Below are 17101 nucleotides of genomic sequence, written 5' to 3' on the forward strand. Positions count from 1 at the left end.
GGCAACGAGTCGATCCGCTTCATGCGCTCCAGTGCCGACGCCAGGACGCGGATCAAGAGCCGGGAACAGGCTCGCAAGGCGCCAGCACAGACCACCTAAGACACCGAGGGGGAAGCCGTTCCGGGCTACGCCCTCCACGGCTTCCCCCTCGATCAAACCGACCACCAGGAGATCACCGACCCAGGCCACGACCTACACTTATCCACCGCCGGACATCATCAGACCGGCTCCCATCCCTGGCTCACTATTGGGTCGGCACGGTGGCTCAGAATTGCATCGGCGCACACAGTTTCGCAAGCCTGGAGTGTCGATCACAGAGGCGTTCGAAAAGACCAAGCATCACTTCTTCGTGGAAAGCGTCGCGTTCGACGGCGTCAAGGCTGACGTCAAGCTGAAGGAGGAGGTCAAGCAATACACCGTCGAGCAGTTCAAGTACTGGGGTGAGCGCGCCGAGGCGGTTCTCAAAGCCAAGGTAGGCCCGTTGGGCCTTTCGCCCGACGCGATCCGGCGCGCTGCGCGCATGGGCAGCATGAAGGGCAGGTCGTCGGCCTACAACGAGGTGGCCTACATCGACAGCACCGCCACGGATCAGACGCTGGTGTCCTGCGTCTCGCGTTTGAAGGTCATCGGATCTCCGTGGCGGACGGTGGTCATGGAGGGCACTTCGAACTACATCTTCGGGCTGCACGCCGGGTTTGAGAACGTGTCCGCGATGACGACTCTCCTGGCCATTCTTCACGCGGCCGAGAGCAAGGTGGACTTCTGCGCTCGTTACGGCATCCATATCGAGGAGAACGATTGGCTGGCAACGACCTTCCACCGACACCCTGGCGACAACGGTGAGCCCAAGGGACGCGATGCCATGGATGCCATGCAAGAAGCGGAAATTGGAGCGTCCTTCGGGCCCGCCTACAACTCGCTGAACAAGTCACCGCTGGAATCGGACCACAAAAAGAAGCAAGGCCGGGTGGATCATCGCACGCCGGGCTCGACGATGGGGCGGGTCAGGAAGCGCGGGGAGCCCTCGCGGGCGGAACTCGCCCGACTGAATTTTCCCGAGTACATGGCGCTGCTCATCAACGAGATCCTGTATCACAACAACCAGGAAATCATCGAGCTTCCGACCCTCGAGATGCGCCGGGCCGGTGTGGAGCCAACACGTCGCGGCGTCATTCTGTGGATGCAGCAAAACGGCTACGTCGCCTCGACGCCCCGCAATCTCGACAGCTTGCGCGTGCGCTGCCTGCCCACCCTGAAGGGCGTGATTTACCAGGACGGCGTGCATCTGCTCGATCCTATGACGAAAACCCGGCGCGTGATTCCCGGCCTCGTCTACCGCAGCGAATGGCTGAACAGTCATGTCCTGTCTTCCTACAAATCATCCAAGAACGTCAGGGTGCATCTGAACCCCTCCTATCCCAGCGAAGCGTGGATTCACCTCGAAGGCCTTCAGAAGGTCGACCTCGTCACCCACGACCCCGAACGGCGCGAGCTGACGCTCTTGGACTGGCTCGGACTGATGCAAGACCAACGGATGGAAAAGCACCTCGGAGCCACCGCGCGTACGCAAGCCGCGGTCAACCGCATCGAGGAGACCCAACGTGCAACCGCACGCGCCGACAAGGAACGCAAGGCCGAACTGCGCGAACTGAAGGAGGCGGGGAAGGTCCCCAGCAAGACTTCCCTGAACAAGGACATCCGAAAGAACAAGGCCGAGGAGTTGGCGGCCATGACCGGCATGCCGCGGTTCACCCAATCCCTCCAGAGCGAGGCTCGCGCGAGCGCAGTCACGCAGGAGGCCACCAGCATGGCCGTCCCACGACCGTCCGACGCGGCTATGCACGATCCCTTCGAGGCCCTGGTCCACCAGTCCCTGCGGCAGGGATCCGATCCCACTGTCTCCCAGGAGTAGCCCCATGAACGTGCTTCAGCAGATGCTTCAAGCCATGCAATCCAACCCTCTCGTCGCGGGACTCCCACCGCGCATGAGCGATGCGCAGCTCTACGAAAAGCTCCGCGTGAGCCCGATCACTCCGGAGAATGTTGCAGAGATTCCGATCGCGATGCGCCAGGACCTGGTTCATGTCTTCAAGCAGATCCTGGTGCCGACCCCCCAGACCCTGAAGATCGCGTCGCACATCCAGGACATGCTCTACACCGGGCTGCACCACCGCGACCCGCGGGAGGAGCGGAACCGGCGGTTCATCTTCGAGTCGGGAAGCCAGAAGGGACAAACGATCGAGGAGGCCCGTTGGTGGGCGTCCTATGCCAACGGCGCCGTGATTCAAGGTATCACCGGAACAGGCAAGTCGCATGCCATCGATGCGTTCTTGCGCTTGCACCATCAGGTCATCGAGCATGGGCCCAACGAGGATGCGGGGTGGCGATCGCTCAAGCAGTTGGTCTGGCTCAAAGTCCACATGCCATCCGATGGAACGCGCGGTGGCTTCCTGCAGGGGGCCTTCCTCGAACTCGACAAGGCGCTCGGGGAGAACTATTCCGAGCAGTACAAGGGGTCGAACTGGACTGTGGAGAAGCGCCTGGTGGTGTTTCTGCACCTGCTCGCGGTCCACCGCTGCGGGCTGCTCGTGATCGAGGAGGCGCAGGAGCGAAACCTCGCCGTCAACGAATTCGGTTCCGACTTCCTGACCTTCTTCCTTCGTCTGCTGAACTGGGGGGTGCCGACGCTGCTCATCGGCAATCCCCTGGCCTTCAAGGTGCTTCGTACGTTCAGCCAGGATGTCGACCGCTTCTCCGAGAGCGGCTGGTTCGAGACCCAGCCGAGCTTCAGCCACGAAAGCGAGACCTGGAAGAACCAGTGGATCCCCTCCCTGTGGCTGCCCACTCTCCTGGAGGAGCCGGACGAGCCGTATCGGCCGTTTTCCGATCACCCGTTGGACCAGACACTGGAGGGATTCATCTGGCGGCGCACGGCGGGATTTCCTCGGTACGTCTCCCGACTTCGCCGCGCCGTGCAGATGCATGCGCTTCGGTGTGGCCTTCGGCGCGTCACCGCAGAACTGGTCGACGCCGTCTACCGGACCAGCGAGATGATGATCCCCATACGTCCCCGGATCGAAGCGTTCGTTCGTCGCGACGCCAACGCCCTCGGGGCCTACGTGGACATTCCGAGTGGCGTCTACAAGGCGCTATGGGCCGCTGACGCGGCTCCTGCGGCGGCGAGCACGGCGGCCGCTTCACCGCGGAGCGGGCCGGTGGCCGCGGGGGATGAACAGGGCCAGCCGCAAGAGGCTCCCGCGAAGGCCAAGGTCAAGGCCAAGGGAGCCTCGTCGCGAGGCAAGCGCCAACCTGGCGGACAGGTGAACTCCACCGAGCCTGGATCGCCGCAATGGAGGGGCAACCTCCTTGCCAACATGCGCACCGCGAGCGGGCTGGAGTCCCAGTAGCGCAGGACTTCCAGCCGTGTCGTCCCTGGCGTTCGTCCCAAGCTGGCAGGGTGATGAAACCCTGTACTCCTGGTGCGCGCGCTTCCACCAGGTTTGCGGCAACGGCTCGGCCCGCAGGACCTCGTCCGTTCTGTTCGGAGGCGAGCACGCCGTGCGCGAGCGAGACGCGCCGATGCATCTTCGGCACTTTGTCGATGCCACGCATGGCGCCCTTGGCTCCGTCGAGTCGATCCTGCGCACCCGCACGGCGACCGGCCTGTATTGGCCGTTCCTGCACCCTCATCGACGCGAGCAGATCCGGACGTATTTTGAGGGCACCTCGGGCAGCGGATGGGTGACCCGGATCGGCATGCCGGCCAGCGCAATCGCCGCGAGGGATCTGCGCTACTGCGACGAGTGCGTGCTCAAGGATGTCTCGGCGATCGGAATTGCGCGCTGGCGCCTGGCCCACCAGCTCATTTGCGCCCACGTATGCCTCGACCATGGAAATCCGTTGCGGACGCTGAAGGTCAAGGCCTCGACCTGGCTTCTTCCCCCAGCGGCCAAGGCTGCCATGGGCGCAACCGAGGAAGTCGCCTGGTCACCCGTCGTGGGACGGATCCTGCAGCGTCTCGCGCATCTTGCCTGGGCGTGCATTGGTGTGGATGCCATCGAACTGGATCTTGTCCGGTCGGCAGCGCTGCATGGCTTACGAACCGCCGGTGTCGCCAGCTGGCAGTTCCCGGTGGATGGGGCCCGGTTGGCTCGATGGTTCCGTGGCACCGATCTCGCGAGAGCGATGCGTGACGCGCAGCCGTCGCAGTCGCGCATCGCAGATGGGCTTTGGGTGCATGCGCTCTTGCGACGGCGCCGGGAGGAACACCCCGTACTGTGGCTCATGCTGTGGTGTGCCATCCACCCCGAGCATTCGCTGGGCGCGTTGACGAGCGGCTTCCTCGCGCCGGCGGCGTCCACCGAAATCTGGGATGAGCGCGGCCAGGGCTGCTTTTGGTCGGCCCCACGCTTCGCGCTTCCGCCCAACGTCATGGAGCTGATCCTCAGCCACGGGTCGCTCAAGTGCGCAGCCAAGGCCCTTGGGATCTCCGTCGTCACGCTGCGCAGGCATCTGGAGCTCGAGGGATGTCGTGGCGGCCAGTTCATTGCAGAGGCGCATGCATCCCAGCGGCGACACGAGGCGCTTGAGGCCATCCGTCAGTACGTGACCCAGCATCCTGGGTGCTCTCGAACTGCGATTCATCGCGATTGCAAGGCAGCGGTTGCCTGGCTGGGTCGATACGCGAAGGAGGACCTTGTGCAACTGCTGGCAACGATTCCCGAGCGCCGGCCCCGGCAGCTGGACCTTCTGCGCTCGACTTCCGGCCCTATGGATCCAAAGGTGTAGAAAATGGCAAGCTATGTTCGACGTCACGCATTCATGGGCGCGATGGCCATGTTTGCTCTCCTTGTCGTGTGTGTGGTGCGGCATGTGCACCTGCGCTACTACGTGTTGCTCGCCGCCGTTGGCGCGCTGCAGGCCGTTGTCGTCTGGGGCTTGAACCGCAGGCTCGGCAGGCAAGGCGAGTCGCTTGGCCAAACAGCGATCGGTCATCCGGACGATTCCCGGCCGATGGTGCAGAAAGGTCAAAGGCGAGGCGGACGAGGAAGGTAGGGCCATGCAACGCCTTTTCCTGGATTGCGAGTTCACCAGCTTCGAGGCGCCATCGCTCATCTCCATTGGCCTCGTGTCCGAGGATGCCGCGCATCGCTTCTATGGCGTTCGAGATGATTTCGATCTGGCTTCGTGCAGCGACTTTGTGCGTCGCGCGGTGCTGCCCATGCTGTATCAGCCGATGCCCGGCAGTGGCATCGCGGCCGGCGGAGCAATGCACGGCCTCGAGCTTCGCTACGCATTGATCGCGTGGCTCGGAACCATTCCCGGCGAGATCGAAGTCTTGTACGAGGCGGACGTCGATTGGGGGCTCTTCACCGAGCTGCTTGAGCAGGTGCCCGCGCGCGTACGGGGGCGCAACGTCCGGACGGACGTTGACTGGATTGGTCATTGGGAGGGGGAGTACGCCCACAACGCATTGCACGACGCGATGTGCCTTCGATGGGACTGGCTGCACCGCCACGGTTTGGGCAACCCCGGGGACAGCGCGTCACGGATCGACTGAAACCATGCACGCACTACGAGACCTTCTTCATGGCTTCCTGCGGGGCGCGAAGGAAGCACCTGCGGGCTTCGCAGGCCCACTTCGTTGGCTGTCTCGGCGGCGTTGGCGACGCTAGTCGATGCGCATCACCCCGCCCCGTTGTGCCCGTTGGCAGGCGTTGCTGGGAACAGGCTCACTTCTGCGGGATCGCGTGCGAGCTCGAGATGTATGGAACGCGCCGCCGGCACGATGCCGCTCCTACACTTCGCTAGGCAAGCCACCACATGTCAATTTGGCCGGAGCGAGCCTGGCGGCGCTGGGACATAGGCGGCGGAGGCGAGACTTCCATGACGACAAAACACAGGCGCATGTCTCGTCGCAAAACGGACAAGGACGTAGCCACAAAAAGCGAACTGTCACCGTGCGATGGGCTGCCTCTGTGGCCGGCCGCGAGACAGCTCTATCGATCGACGGTGCGCTGGAAGCCAGGCGTTCCGAATTGATGGTCGATCACACGCTTCGCCACTTCGATGCCGGCGCGCACTGCGTCCTCGTAGCTGCTGTGTCGGTCCAAGCGAACGCCTATCGGCCAGAACAGTCGTTGGACATATGCTGCCGCGATGACCGGTGTGCAGCGGCCAGCAGTCACTGGAGGCATCGCTCTTCAGAGCGTTGGCTTCACGCGACTGCCAACGGGCACTCTCGACCCGTTGCAGCCCTTCGCCTCATGCACACGTAACGCTTCTGGTTGGTCGCAAGCGGTCACTCATCACAAGACCTCGCACCCCCTCGTCATTGTGCTCTCTCGCCCATGTCCATGAGCATGGAAGGAGCTCAATGCGTGCTCGATGGACATGCGAGTGGCGTGAGGGGCCTTTCCGCCTGAGCGGGCGAAGCGTGGCGACGGCACATCGGCCATTGCAGCCACTCGCGTCGCAAACGCCAGAGGCTGGTGTCGACCCAGAACCGAGGTCGGCGTGGGTGCAGAGATTCTGTGCTGGCCAGTAGGCGACTATCGGCTCAGACCAGCCAGGTCGAAAGCCTGTACCTTGATCTCACGCTGCGCAGCGTGCTCCGTCGACCACGCCGCCTCTGCCTTGGCAAACACGTCTTCGAGCTTGTCCACGGTCTCCCGGTAGCTGGCGAGCGACGCGGCGAAATCCGCGCAGGAGGCGGTTCTCATTTGCGCCGGTTCGGTGCAAAAGCGTGTGGCCCGGCCAACTTCGCCCTGTGTCGACGGTTGCGGGATCTGCCCATGGGCGTAGTGCATTGACATTTCCTGATCATTTAGCGCATAGCGCTGATCTTGCGCACGGAAGCCGATGTCATTGATCTCGAAGGCGATCTGATTTCTTGGGAACGATCCGGCGCCGTTGTACACCTCCCCTTCCTTCGCGAGCTTACCGCGCATGATCGTCGTGTACTGCGAGAAGGTCTTGGTGATCGCGCGTATGGTCACAATGATCGCAGGAACCTGATCATCGAACTGGCGCAGTTCGTGCGTGGCGGATACCACGTTGTCGCGTCGTTCCTGCATTTGCTTCAACTGTTTCTTCGCCGTCGCCGCTTCAGCTTGCATCTGAGCCTGCGCGCTGGCCAGCGTGTCGAGGCGCCGGAGCTGGCTCTGGAAGGCTGCCGCGCTCGACCGCACCAGGTGGAAGTCAAAGTTGGCTCCCATGCGCCCGCCCGACAGGTCCATGGTGTTGCCATCGAGGTCCCCAGATGCCGGAATCGTCCCGCCGAAGGCCTCGGCAAGCTTGATTTGCAGCACCACGGTGTGGCCGCCGGCAGCGCCATTCACGGTACCGTTGATGATCTGGACCTGGGTCCCGCGGGGGGCGACGTAGAACTGCTCGAATCGCCCCAGAACGTTGCCGCCTTGACTTTGCACCAACTGGAGCATTACGGATGAATTTGGTGCGGTGCCGACGTACGTGCCGGAAATGTCAGCAGCGTGCGCAGCCACAGTCAAGGCGCAATAGCCAATGGCACTTATGAGTGACCGCTTCATGGGGCTCCCCTCCAGGTTCCTTGCTCGCAACGCTCGCCCGCGGGCGACGGGTAGGATAAGCGAGAAGGGCAGGCCCTCATCTGAAACGGGGCGAGGAACGGACGATTTCTGGGGATCCGCTCCCGTGTGGGTCACATGGCCTCGCCAGACCGCTCCTCGGCCTGAACGGACTCTCGCCGGATTCGACCTAGTGGCCGGTCACGACCCGTTGCAGTCGGTCGCACACATTCCGGAAAACGGTCACTCAACGCTCCAGCGCCAATGCATCCAGCGGGCTGGCCGGTGCCGCCCGCCGCCACCTTGAGCACATGGGTGTGGATCATGGTGGTGCTCACGTCCGAGTGCTCCAGCAATTCCTGCACCGTGCGGATGTCCGTGCCCGATTGCAGCAGATGCGTCGCGAAGGAATGGCGCAAGGTGTGCACGGAGACGGGCTTGGCAATCCCTGCGTCTGCGACGGCCTTCTTGATGGCGCGCTGGAGCCGTTCTTCAAACAAATGGTGGCGGCGCTCCACACCCGTGGCCGGGTCCACCGACAAGGTTGGCGATGGAAACACCCAGAACCATCCCCAGCGATGCCCCACGTTGGGATACTTCTGATCCAGCGCAGGCGGCGCGTCTGCACCCCGCCGCGCCCGGTTTTCCGGTCGCGTTCCCGCAGCGCACGGGCCTCTCGCATCTGCTACCGCAAGGCTGGCGCAAGCGACTGCGGCAGCATGACCACCCGGCCCTTGTTGCCCTTGGCTTCGCGCACGATGATCGCATGGCGGTCAAAATCCACGTCCTTGACGCGCAGGCGCAATCCCTCCAACAAACGCATGCCCGTGCCATACAGCAGTCTCGCCAGCAAGGCCATCTCGCCGTCCAGAAATTGAAACAGCGCCGCCACCTCATCCTGGGTCAGCACACTGGGAATGCGGCGCTTCTGCGCCGGGCGGTTCACACCGTCGAGCCAGGGCAGATTCACGCCCAGCACCTCGCGGTACAAAAACAGCAAGGCGCTGAGCGCCCGATTGTGCGTGGAGGCCGACACATGGCGTTCAGTCGCCAGCATCGTGAGGAAAGCTTCTACTGCGGCCTCGCCCATCTCACGCGGATGCCGCATAACCCCGCCCCGCCCATTCCACCGAATGAAAAAGCGAACCCAATACACATAAGCCTTCTCGGTGCTGAGGCTATAATGCATGTAGCGGATGCGCTCGCGAAGCTGATCGAGCAGGCGAACCGCGTGCGCACGGGCATGCCGGGTTTTATGGTTTATTTAGACCTGTGTTTTTTCACGGTCTATTCATCCGAAACCCAGTCTGCAAGTCACTTCGCAGCGCAAGCTTTTGCCAGAATATCCCGCACCGGCCAGTTTATTTTACAGAGCTTGCGGAATACATTACGTTGGGCCTCAGAGGCAACATGACCGACTCGGCCGTTCTCGACTACATCACCGAGTTCTATCTCTCTTCGCGAGACTTCAACGGTGTGCCAGTCAGGACACTTCGAAAGCACCTCGGACTCGACATGCTCGCTACAGGTGAATTGCTTGAGAGATTGGTCAAGTCCGAAGAAATCGATCTGCTTTTTGGCAACGCTCACCCGAACCCTCACATCAAGGCATTCTCCCACATCACTCATGGGCAGCAGCTTGAGTTCCTGAAGGAGTTGGGCCTCACTGACTCTGTCAGTGTGTATCCAGGAAAGAAGCACCTAGCAAAGCTCCCCTTAGATTCACAATTCGAAGGTCGCCCATTCGAATTGGAGCTCGCGCGGGGCTATGGGCAGTTGGAGTACCGCGCATTTGATCTCTCCGTATTAGAGCATTATCGGAATGATCCACGGTACTACTACGAAACCGACTTTATTAACGGCTCCATTTCGATCAAGGATGAGTACTTCGAGAACCCGTCGATGCCGAAGCATGACCAAGTGCTCATGCAATCCTTTGGCTTTGCATATGACAAAGACCTGAACCGCGCAGTCGCGGTATTTCTGCGCTACTTGGCAGATCTGAGTCCAGAGCATCAGCGTGTGTGGCACGCCAAGATGCTTTCTGGTGACTACAAACTCCACCCTGATTATTACCGCAACAGCATTCTCGGTGATTGGGGCACCCGAATCTCAATATTCGAGGCGTTCACACTGGAGCTGAAGGTCATCAACCAAATGGCCGCGCTAATTGGAAAGCCAGCGCTATTCCGGAATGTGTTTCAGTCTGAGAGGCCGAAAGAGTTTGGCTTCCTGCTTCGCCCAACGCTTGCAGAGTTCAATGCCTTCGTTTTGCTACTGGACAAGATGTTATCGGACAACATCGACAAGGCGTTCTTCGAGAACGATGTACCTCTTGAAGAGGATAAGACGCGACCCGATGGAAAGATTGAGGTAAGGCAAAAAGGCACTCTCGCACTGTTGGAGGAGTGGCTCCGCAAGTACTTTCGTCCGGCAGACCCGAAGCCCTTCGAAAGTATGTTCACGGCATTCCGAACGGTTCGCCGTCTCCGGCAGAAGCCAGCCCATGCCGTGAATGAAAACATCTTCGACCTGACCTACTTCAAGGAACAGCGCAAAATTATGATTGACGCCTACGACGCGCTCCGTACGCTGCGCCTTGTTCTTGCAAACCATCCCAAGGTTCGTCGGAATCCGCCCGAGCTTCAAGAGCACTTGGAGAAGGGTGAGATATGGGACATCTGAGGCCCAACTCATCCATCAACACGGGCGCTGCGCGATGAAGTCGCGCAGCGCCGGTTATGTCAGACGTTAGACCTCTCATGTCGAATCTCGCCATCTTCCTCCGCCAAGTCCGCAGCCGTTCGCTGGAGCATCAGCGAGCAATGGAACTTCTCGCCAGGGCCAGACTTGCAGGGCAAATGGTTTCTGTGTTGCGGCAAGAACTGGATTCAATGGTTCGTGTTATCTACTTACTCACGCAAACTCCAGAGCGCCGGGAACTACTAATCGACGCTTCAGTGTGCGGCGAGAAATGGTCACAGGAAGCTTCGCGCGCGAAGGTCACAGATAAGGAAATGGTTGAGCTTGCTCAGGCGCTTCAAGGTTGGACACAGTCCGTGTACAAATTCGGGTGTGCGTTCATCCATCTGTCTGGCCTTCACGACTACAACGACCGCGATCCGTTGTCACAACTACCTACCGAGGAACGCAGGGACATCTTGGAGCACTGCCGTTATTACCATGGTGGCCCCGCTCCTGCTGCCGAACGTTTTGAAGACCTTGTTCCGTATCTACCCCGCGTACTCGAGAAAATCGCGGGAAACCTTGAGTGCTACCTTGAGTCTTTAGAAAACGGCGAGGTGCTAAATGCGAACGAGGTCTAACAGTCCGCTCCAGCCGACCGTCAGCCAGCTACGCTGTCTGCAGTCGGCTGAGCTCGCACGTTATATGCCATAGGAGGGGTAGTGGAAACGACAGACACTGTCCGCAAACTATTCGACGGTGTTGTTCCTGAGAGAGCATCAGAGATTGAGTCTATCGTTAATTATTATGATGCCCAGTTTCGCCTGATTGGCGACCGCGAAGGATTTAACTTGGATGCTGGAGGGTTCTCCGCGATCCAATACACCAGCAGATCAACGCGTCAAATGTGGCTTTTCGGTTATGCCGGAAGGCAGGCGCTACACTGTTATGCTTCGTTGATCGTATTGTTCAAATCAAGGGGTGACACTCTCGATATCAACGAAATAAGCAGAATTCCAGATCAGGCGGCAGAAGATGAAACTTTCAAGTCGATACTTGGTTCCGTGAAAGACCTTAGTACTGCATTTCATGAAGATGACTTTGAATGGCCTGTTGGTATTCCAGAACCAGAGAAGGGTAGGCCATCAGATGCAGAGCGCGCTGCAATATATGATCTAACGTGCATGGCGACGGCTTTTGTGTTTTTACATGAACTGAAGCACATTATTTTCTCAGCTGAAGGCAATTCACCGGAAGATCCGAAGGACGAGGAATATTGCTGTGATGAGTTTGCGAAGGATATGATGATATCCAGAATCAATCAGTACGCCACAAGCAGTGGGTACCCCGAGGAAAAGGTTAGGATGAAGCGTATGATGGGGATCGCTCTAGCATCCGCCTTTATCCTTTTCGCAACAGGAAAAGGTCGTCTCGCCGGTTCAGAGACTCATCCACCGATTCACGGGCGTTGGTCGGCGACTGTGAAGGATGTCAACTTATCGGATGATGACTGGTTCTGGCTGTATTTTTCTTCATTCGCCCTTGCGTTGCTAAAATATTATTCAATAGCAATTCAGCCGAAGGTCGTAAATAATTACAAGTCGCTATGCTTGGACCTAATCTCAGATCTTGAGAATGGGATATAACAAAGCAATCAAATTCGCTCCCTTTGGTCGCCGGACGCTCGTTCCTCGCGCCGTTTGTCGCAGGCGTTGGGCATCTAATGACAAACACTGCTGACAAGTGGGATCGATTCCTTGATCCTGAGGTAGTCAGGCCGTCGCTATTTCTGGCGACGATGTTTATCACCACATTCGAGATCCTCAAGGACTCGATCGTGGACGACGTTCGCGGCTTTTATACAAACGGATTTGATGAGCATGGGCCCACTGTTGGGGCTGAGTACCACTCCAAGGTGCTGTCCAACAACAAGAGCCCGCTCTATGCGTCTCTTCAATGGCTACGCGCGAACGATGCCATTGACGATGAAGACTTGATCATCTTTGAAAAGATAAAGAGCACCCGCAATCAACTAGCTCACCAGCTCTTCGCCGTGGTGACTGGGCAAGTCGAGTCCGCCCACGAAACTCAGTTCACTGATCTAGTGGGGCTGTTGCGCAAGATTGGCGTATGGTGGGTAGCGAACGTAGAAATCCCGACCAATCCAGACTTCGATGGACAGGAGATTGATGAAGCGGGAATTGTTCCCGGTGCGGTCCTCTCACTGCAAATGCTCATTGAGGTGGCATCAGGAAGCACTGAGCTTCTAGAGCATTGGCGCAATGAGCGCGTGAAGAGGCGAGCAGATGCCTAACCACGCCATCAACTCGGACGCGCAAAAGCTACGCTGCGCTCCGCTTCTGCGCGCCGGTTATGGCGAGCGTTGGACGACAGCTTTTCTCAAAGCGCAACGGTAGCAACGGGTCGAAACCTGCCCCGGACCAGATGAAGTCGGAAGACCGCAAAGGCCGAGGTCCTGCCATTCACGGCACCCATCAAGCGATTGCTCGACGGCTACATCGGTCATTGGCCCCTTCCTGCGATGCTTGCGCGGGGGGTGCCCCGCGCTGCTGGATGCGCCAACATACTAAGGTTGCCGACGGCGCCCGCGCGCTTGGCAACCTGCCCCACGGCGCCTGGCGCCACTTCATGTGCATCGAGTCGGTGCGGATTAATCGTCCGCTCGAGCTGGCACCGGGTGTGTGTCGTTGCGCCCCCAAGAGTATCTATAATGTAGCTACTTTGGAGTCGGGAGAATCCCATGCGTGTCGAGATTCAAAAGTGGGGCAACAGCGCCGCATTGCGCATTCCTGCGCCTGCGCTGAAAGACGCTGGCATGCAAGTCGGGCAGAGCCTTGACCTTCGGGTCGAGGGGGGTAAGCTGGTCATTGAGCCGACACGCGAAAGCCTCGAAGACTTGCTGGCGAAGATGACCCCAGCGAATAGCCACGATTTGGCCGTCGTAGGACCCGCTGTGGGAGATGAGGCTTGGTGACGGGGCACGATGCGCCGGAACGCGGCGATGTGGTGTGGCTGGACTCACGCCTCAAGCTGGGCATGAGCAAGCTGGCCGCCGTCCGGCGCTGGTCCTCTCTCCCGCGAGTTACAACGGCAAGAGCGTCTTGATGCTTTGTTGCCCCGTGACGAGCCAAGTCAAGGGACACCCCTTCGAAGTCGCGGTAACGCCATCGGCCGGCAAGGTGACGGGCGTCGCGCTGGCCGACCAAGTCCGATGCCTTGACTGGCGCTCGTGTAACGCTTCCAAGTTCGCATCCGTCACGACCCAATGCACGCTCGACGTGGGCGCGAAGATCAGGCTGCTGCTGCCCTGACCTGATCGGCCGGGGCTTCGAGCGCGGCGGATGGGCTCAAGCCTTCCTGGCATAAAGCACCGCTGACGTTGGAGGACGTCTGGGCAATACGGGTCAACCTTCAAATGAAGCGCGCGTCCGGGAACTTGCCCTGTTCAACCTTGCCATGGACAGCAAACTCCGCGGTTGCGCCCTTGTTGCCCCGCGCGTTCGCGATGTCTGCCATGGCGATGCAGTGACCGGTCGGACCAGCCTGGTCCAAAACATGTCCGACCACCCAGTCCAGCTTGAGAGGGCCCGTTAACGTTTGCCCTGCAGTTCAAGAAGCTGGTCAAGCTTCTTCTCAAGGCGAAGGTTAACTGCGCCAATGAAAAAAGCGAGGCAGAAGTAGTTGATCAACGGAACGAAGCCAAGCACGGTCCATAGCGTGACGTTGCGCCCCTTCTCTCTTGCCAACATGCGGGCGATGAAGCCCAGTGGGATCGTCATGATGACAAGAGGGAGTAGATTCATCAGTGTTGACACGTTTCCTTGTTCCATTTGATCCTCCTAGTTTCTCGGTTCCTTGCGGTGTGATGAATCGTGTTTCTGATCGTGGGCATGGGCGCGGCCGCAAAAAGCGGCCAGCCTATGCCGGCTCAATGAATCGCTTGCACGGCCCCCGTCGACCGCGATCACGCTGAAACAGCGTCCACGATCAGCCCGAATTGCCTCGGCTCGATCGCCGTAAATCTGGGGCGCATGGTCATGGAGAGTTTCGAAGGTGCCGATGGTGTCCATGAACATGCCCATCACGCGCCGCTGCGCACTTCGAGGGTTGTCGTTCGACAAGGGAATGATCGCGGCCCTCCAAGCCGCGAGTGGAGCTTCTGCACAAGCACGGCATGCTCGCTCTCACCGAGAGCCGCGCGTCAATGTCAGCTTCAACTGCGGAGGCGATTTTCGGGCGAAACTGGTCAGCAGCGCAACCAGGATTCCACCGGGCGTTGTGCACATGGCGGAGCGCTCAGCGTATCGGCGGACGTCCAGGCTCGGCGCGTTGACTGTCGAAGCCCTCGAACACCGGCCGTAGTTGGCAGTGCAGGAAGGCTTCCAACAGGTTCAGCACTGGCATTCCGACCCGTTCGTCCAGGATGAAGTTCATCTGCGTCGTGTGATCCATGATCCATTGCCCCACGGTGTCAATGGTTAGGGCCCGGACGTGAACATCGATTGCCCTGAGATCATTACATCCCGCAAGTCGAGCGCCTAAGATGAATCGATTGAGTGGGGGGCTGATTCACATGTGGCGTGCCCGGGTTCATGGAGAAGTGTGTCCCGTGGATTTTCTGACAAGCATTCTGTCGATGACGCGACAGTCATCAGTCGAACGACAGATCCGGCGCTCTTCCATCGAGCCATTCGGGCCGGCGGAACTTTGCTGTTGGGGCATTTTGCGGCTACAGGGGAGGTCTGCCTTGCAAATTTCAGGTATTGTTTGGGCTTAACGCCAACATCTGGAGAAATCGATGCCAACATACCAAGAACTTTCCGCGCAGATTGCATCTCTCATGCAGCAAGCTGAGGCCCAGCGCCGGGCCGAGGTGGCGACGGTGATTCGAGACATTCGCGCCAAGATGGCCGAATTCGGCATCTCCGCCGCGGATCTCGACATGGGCCGTGCGGTGCGTAGTTCTCGGCGGGGGCAAACGGTCGCCGTCAAGTACCGCAATGTGGCCACGGGCGAGACGTGGACGGGGCGTGGGAAGATGCCGCGCTGGCTTGCCGCCGAAGTGGCGAAAGGGCGGACAAAGGAGCACTTCGCAGTTTGAGCGGTGGCGGCGGCCATGACGCTTCGCGTCCAGAGTCGTGCGCGTGGGCCCTGGCCTCAATAGCTCTTCCAGTGGTCGTGCACCGCTGAGTTGGCGCAACTGGGCTTCTGCCGGCTTGGTGGCCACCAACCCAAGCATTTCGCACCGGAGCGAACTGGACCGGGTTGTTGCTGCCGGTGGCCGCGCGAAGGGGGCGCCCAAACCAGCGAACTTGGCGGGCTTTCATCCGGCGAAGCCGGCGGCGATGGACTCGAGATATACGATCGCGTCGTCCGTTCGGCCTTCCTGGACGACTTGCAGCAAGGTCTTGTGGCGGAACGCAGCAACAGGTTCGTTTTTGACGAAAAAGACCAGTCGCAGCCAATCGGTTTGAACGGCCGCCGCAGCCGACAACACCGTTACGAGGTCGCGCAGCCTGGCCTGCAGGCGTGGCGATTCTGAATGTAGTCGCAAGGTGTTGCGATGAACGCCTGCCAGAGCCGCCAGCTCTTGCTGCTGCATCTCGAGCAGCGCGGCGAGCCTGGAGGGGGACAGCCGGGAGGTGCCCGGCTCGCGCATGGACTCAAGCACATCCGCGGAAAGCGCTGGCATCGGGATCTCCTTGGTGGTTCCCAGTGTGCACATCCTACGCACAGTGCACGCACATTTTCAATCCATTCCCGCGGCCGATGGCGCTTGGGTCGCTCGATGCGCGTGCCTGCGCCGACCAGACTCGACGGTCTCGAATGCGGAGTCAACGGCGCGACCCGGCATCCTCAGCAGCGGACAGGCAAAATCTCCCTATCGAACAAGGCGCTTCAACACTCTGTTTCCTCCCCGCAGGCGGAAAAAGAAGAGGCGTTTGACACTTTGTTCTCGGTTTTGACACTTTGTTATCCGACACCTCCCGGCCCCATGCTCCGCTACCAGATCCTCCCCGTCACCCCCTTCGCCCAGAACTGTTGCCTGCTCTGGGACGACGCCACCGGCGAGGCGGTGTTCACGGATCCGGGGGGCGAGGTCGAGCGCCTGCTGGGCGAGGCCGCGCGGCGCGAGCTGCGCGTGGGGGCGATCTGGCTGACCCATGCGCACATCGACCATGCCGGCGCAGCCGGCGAGCTGGCGCAGCGCCTGGACGTGCCCATCGTCGGGCCGCATCGCGACGACCAGTTCTGGATCGACATGCTGCCGCAGCAGTCGCAGATGTTCGGCTTTCCGCCCGCGCAGGCTTTCACGCCGACGCGCTGGCTGGTCGACGGCGACCGGCTGGAGCTCGGCGAGCTGGAGTTCGAGGTGCGCCACTGCCCGGGGCACACGCCGGGCCACGTGGTGTTCCACCACGCGCCGGCGCGGCGTTGCTGGGTGGGCGACGTGCTGTTCGCGGGGTCCATCGGGCGCACCGATTTCCCGCGCGGCAACCATCAGCAGCTGATCGACAGCATCGTCACCCGGCTGTGGCCCATGGGTGACGACACGGTGTTCATTCCCGGCCATGGGCCGGAGTCGAGCTTCGGCGCCGAGCGGCGCAGCAACCCCTACGTGGGCGGGACCTGATCGGCCTGCGCCGCGGCCGTGGGCATCGGCAGCACGCGCCCGGCACGGGCGAACAGCGCGCTGGCCGTGCTCGCGCCCTGCGAGACATGGATCGGTTCGCACGCGCAGGCACGTTGCAGCGCGAGGGCGAACATTGCGTCGTGGTCGACACGGCTGCTGCGTCCGGGGCGTGAATTCGTGCTCATGGCGGTCTCCTCAGGTGGGCCGGCGTCCT

18 protein-coding genes and 1 pseudogene are annotated in these 17101 nt (G+C 60.5%); 13 read left to right on the top strand and 6 right to left on the bottom strand.

What is annotated here, in order from left to right; translation table 11 throughout:
* Positions 1-304 precede the first annotated feature (304 nt).
* Genes D466_RS0113255 through D466_RS21750 form a run of 5 tightly spaced genes read left to right on the top strand, consistent with a single transcriptional unit; the run spans position 305 to position 5560 of the window.
* Entirely contained in the window at positions 305-1912 is a 1608-nt protein-coding gene (locus D466_RS0113255) for a hypothetical protein (RefSeq protein WP_018914197.1), read from the top strand.
* A 4-nt stretch (positions 1913-1916) separates the two neighbouring features.
* A complete protein-coding gene (locus D466_RS0113260) occupies positions 1917-3407 on the top strand; it encodes an ATP-binding protein (RefSeq protein ID WP_018914198.1) in 1491 nt (496 codons plus the stop codon).
* Positions 3408-3423: 16 nt separating this feature from the next.
* The gene (locus tag D466_RS0113265) at positions 3424-4788 is read left to right on the top strand and encodes a TniQ family protein (RefSeq protein ID WP_018914199.1); all 1365 of its coding nucleotides are present in this window, start codon (positions 3424-3426) and stop codon (positions 4786-4788) included.
* Between the two features lie 3 nt (positions 4789-4791).
* Positions 4792-5055 (top strand): hypothetical protein, encoded by a 264-nt coding sequence (locus D466_RS24475; protein WP_196803478.1) that lies wholly within the window; start codon positions 4792-4794, stop codon positions 5053-5055.
* A 4-nt stretch (positions 5056-5059) separates the two neighbouring features.
* Positions 5060-5560 (top strand): hypothetical protein, encoded by a 501-nt coding sequence (locus D466_RS21750; RefSeq protein ID WP_018914200.1) that lies wholly within the window; start codon positions 5060-5062, stop codon positions 5558-5560.
* 991 nt (positions 5561-6551) lie between these two features.
* Here the strand turns inward: D466_RS21750 and D466_RS0113275 are convergent.
* Positions 6552-7550: a hypothetical protein gene (locus tag D466_RS0113275; protein WP_156004294.1), complete on the bottom strand. Its 999-nt coding sequence runs from the start codon at positions 7548-7550 to the stop codon at positions 6552-6554.
* Positions 7551-7822: 272 nt separating this feature from the next.
* A pseudogene (locus D466_RS24020) lies at positions 7823-8811 on the bottom strand (integron integrase); the annotation flags it as partial.
* Positions 8812-8957: 146 nt separating this feature from the next.
* Here D466_RS24020 and D466_RS0113285 point away from each other — a divergent pair.
* The 6 genes from D466_RS0113285 (at position 8958) to D466_RS23395 (ending at position 13564) form a co-directional block, all read left to right on the top strand.
* Complete coding sequence (locus tag D466_RS0113285; protein ID WP_018914204.1) at positions 8958-10232, top strand: hypothetical protein; 1275 nt, start codon at positions 8958-8960, stop codon at positions 10230-10232.
* Positions 10233-10309: 77 nt separating this feature from the next.
* On the top strand, positions 10310-10873 hold the full coding sequence (locus D466_RS23375) for a hypothetical protein (RefSeq protein ID WP_081629952.1): 564 nt from the start codon (positions 10310-10312) through the stop codon (positions 10871-10873).
* A gap of 81 nt (positions 10874-10954) precedes the next feature.
* The gene (locus D466_RS23380; protein ID WP_196803479.1) at positions 10955-11878 is read left to right on the top strand and encodes a phage exclusion protein Lit family protein; all 924 of its coding nucleotides are present in this window, start codon (positions 10955-10957) and stop codon (positions 11876-11878) included.
* Between the two features lie 191 nt (positions 11879-12069).
* A complete protein-coding gene (locus D466_RS23385; protein WP_231385723.1) occupies positions 12070-12546 on the top strand; it encodes a hypothetical protein in 477 nt (158 codons plus the stop codon).
* Between the two features lie 447 nt (positions 12547-12993).
* On the top strand, positions 12994-13227 hold the full coding sequence (locus D466_RS23390) for an AbrB/MazE/SpoVT family DNA-binding domain-containing protein (protein ID WP_026285241.1): 234 nt from the start codon (positions 12994-12996) through the stop codon (positions 13225-13227).
* Positions 13214-13564 (top strand): type II toxin-antitoxin system PemK/MazF family toxin, encoded by a 351-nt coding sequence (locus D466_RS23395; protein ID WP_231385725.1) that lies wholly within the window; start codon positions 13214-13216, stop codon positions 13562-13564. The genes D466_RS23390 and D466_RS23395 overlap by 14 nt, the downstream gene beginning before the upstream one ends.
* Before the next feature lie 279 nt (positions 13565-13843).
* Here D466_RS23395 and D466_RS0113305 read toward each other — a convergent pair whose 3' ends face one another.
* Together D466_RS0113305 and D466_RS24030 are read right to left on the bottom strand one after the other, a co-directional pair.
* Positions 13844-14083, bottom strand: coding sequence for a hypothetical protein (locus D466_RS0113305; RefSeq protein ID WP_156004298.1), 240 nt, complete (start codon positions 14081-14083; stop codon positions 13844-13846).
* A 466-nt stretch (positions 14084-14549) separates the two neighbouring features.
* Positions 14550-14705 (bottom strand): hypothetical protein, encoded by a 156-nt coding sequence (locus tag D466_RS24030; RefSeq protein ID WP_018914207.1) that lies wholly within the window; start codon positions 14703-14705, stop codon positions 14550-14552.
* A 346-nt stretch (positions 14706-15051) separates the two neighbouring features.
* On the opposite strand from D466_RS24030, the gene D466_RS0113315 reads away from it, so the two are divergent.
* Positions 15052-15354: an H-NS family nucleoid-associated regulatory protein gene (locus D466_RS0113315; protein WP_026285243.1), complete on the top strand. Its 303-nt coding sequence runs from the start codon at positions 15052-15054 to the stop codon at positions 15352-15354.
* Positions 15355-15576: 222 nt separating this feature from the next.
* Here D466_RS0113315 and D466_RS0113320 read toward each other — a convergent pair whose 3' ends face one another.
* Entirely contained in the window at positions 15577-15945 is a 369-nt protein-coding gene (locus D466_RS0113320; protein ID WP_018914209.1) for a hypothetical protein, read from the bottom strand.
* Between the two features lie 303 nt (positions 15946-16248).
* On the opposite strand from D466_RS0113320, the gene D466_RS0113325 reads away from it, so the two are divergent.
* Positions 16249-16887, top strand: coding sequence for an MBL fold metallo-hydrolase (locus D466_RS0113325; protein WP_018914210.1), 639 nt, complete (start codon positions 16249-16251; stop codon positions 16885-16887).
* Here the strand turns inward: D466_RS0113325 and D466_RS21765 are convergent.
* Positions 16869-17072, bottom strand: coding sequence for a hypothetical protein (locus tag D466_RS21765; protein ID WP_018914211.1), 204 nt, complete (start codon positions 17070-17072; stop codon positions 16869-16871). The two genes, D466_RS0113325 and D466_RS21765, sit on opposite strands and share 19 nt — an antisense overlap.
* Positions 17073-17101: the final 29 nt, after the last annotated feature.

This window comes from Thiomonas sp. FB-6 (genome assembly GCF_000377645.1).
In the GTDB taxonomy this organism is placed as follows: Bacteria; Pseudomonadota; Gammaproteobacteria; order Burkholderiales; family Burkholderiaceae_C; genus Thiomonas_A.

What these genes read in the sequence shown, in the direction of transcription:
- D466_RS0113315 (WP_026285243.1), top strand. Translation starts at nt 15,052, where the DNA reads ATGCCAACATACCAAGAACTTTCCGCGCAGATTGCATCTCTCATGCAG.
- D466_RS24030 (WP_018914207.1), bottom strand. Translation starts at nt 14,705, where the DNA reads ATGGATCACACGACGCAGATGAACTTCATCCTGGACGAACGGGTCGGA.
- D466_RS0113285 (WP_018914204.1), top strand. Translation starts at nt 8,958, where the DNA reads ATGACCGACTCGGCCGTTCTCGACTACATCACCGAGTTCTATCTCTCT.
- D466_RS0113275 (WP_156004294.1), bottom strand. Translation starts at nt 7,550, where the DNA reads ATGAAGCGGTCACTCATAAGTGCCATTGGCTATTGCGCCTTGACTGTG.
- D466_RS21765 (WP_018914211.1), bottom strand. Translation starts at nt 17,072, where the DNA reads ATGAGCACGAATTCACGCCCCGGACGCAGCAGCCGTGTCGACCACGAC.
- D466_RS0113320 (WP_018914209.1), bottom strand. Translation starts at nt 15,945, where the DNA reads ATGCCAGCGCTTTCCGCGGATGTGCTTGAGTCCATGCGCGAGCCGGGC.
- D466_RS23395 (WP_231385725.1), top strand. Translation starts at nt 13,214, where the DNA reads ATGAGGCTTGGTGACGGGGCACGATGCGCCGGAACGCGGCGATGTGGT.
- D466_RS24475 (WP_196803478.1), top strand. Translation starts at nt 4,792, where the DNA reads ATGGCAAGCTATGTTCGACGTCACGCATTCATGGGCGCGATGGCCATG.
- D466_RS21750 (WP_018914200.1), top strand. Translation starts at nt 5,060, where the DNA reads ATGCAACGCCTTTTCCTGGATTGCGAGTTCACCAGCTTCGAGGCGCCA.
- D466_RS23390 (WP_026285241.1), top strand. Translation starts at nt 12,994, where the DNA reads ATGCGTGTCGAGATTCAAAAGTGGGGCAACAGCGCCGCATTGCGCATT.
- D466_RS0113325 (WP_018914210.1), top strand. Translation starts at nt 16,249, where the DNA reads ATGCTCCGCTACCAGATCCTCCCCGTCACCCCCTTCGCCCAGAACTGT.
- D466_RS23375 (WP_081629952.1), top strand. Translation starts at nt 10,310, where the DNA reads ATGTCGAATCTCGCCATCTTCCTCCGCCAAGTCCGCAGCCGTTCGCTG.
- D466_RS0113260 (WP_018914198.1), top strand. Translation starts at nt 1,917, where the DNA reads ATGAACGTGCTTCAGCAGATGCTTCAAGCCATGCAATCCAACCCTCTC.
- D466_RS0113305 (WP_156004298.1), bottom strand. Translation starts at nt 14,083, where the DNA reads ATGGAACAAGGAAACGTGTCAACACTGATGAATCTACTCCCTCTTGTC.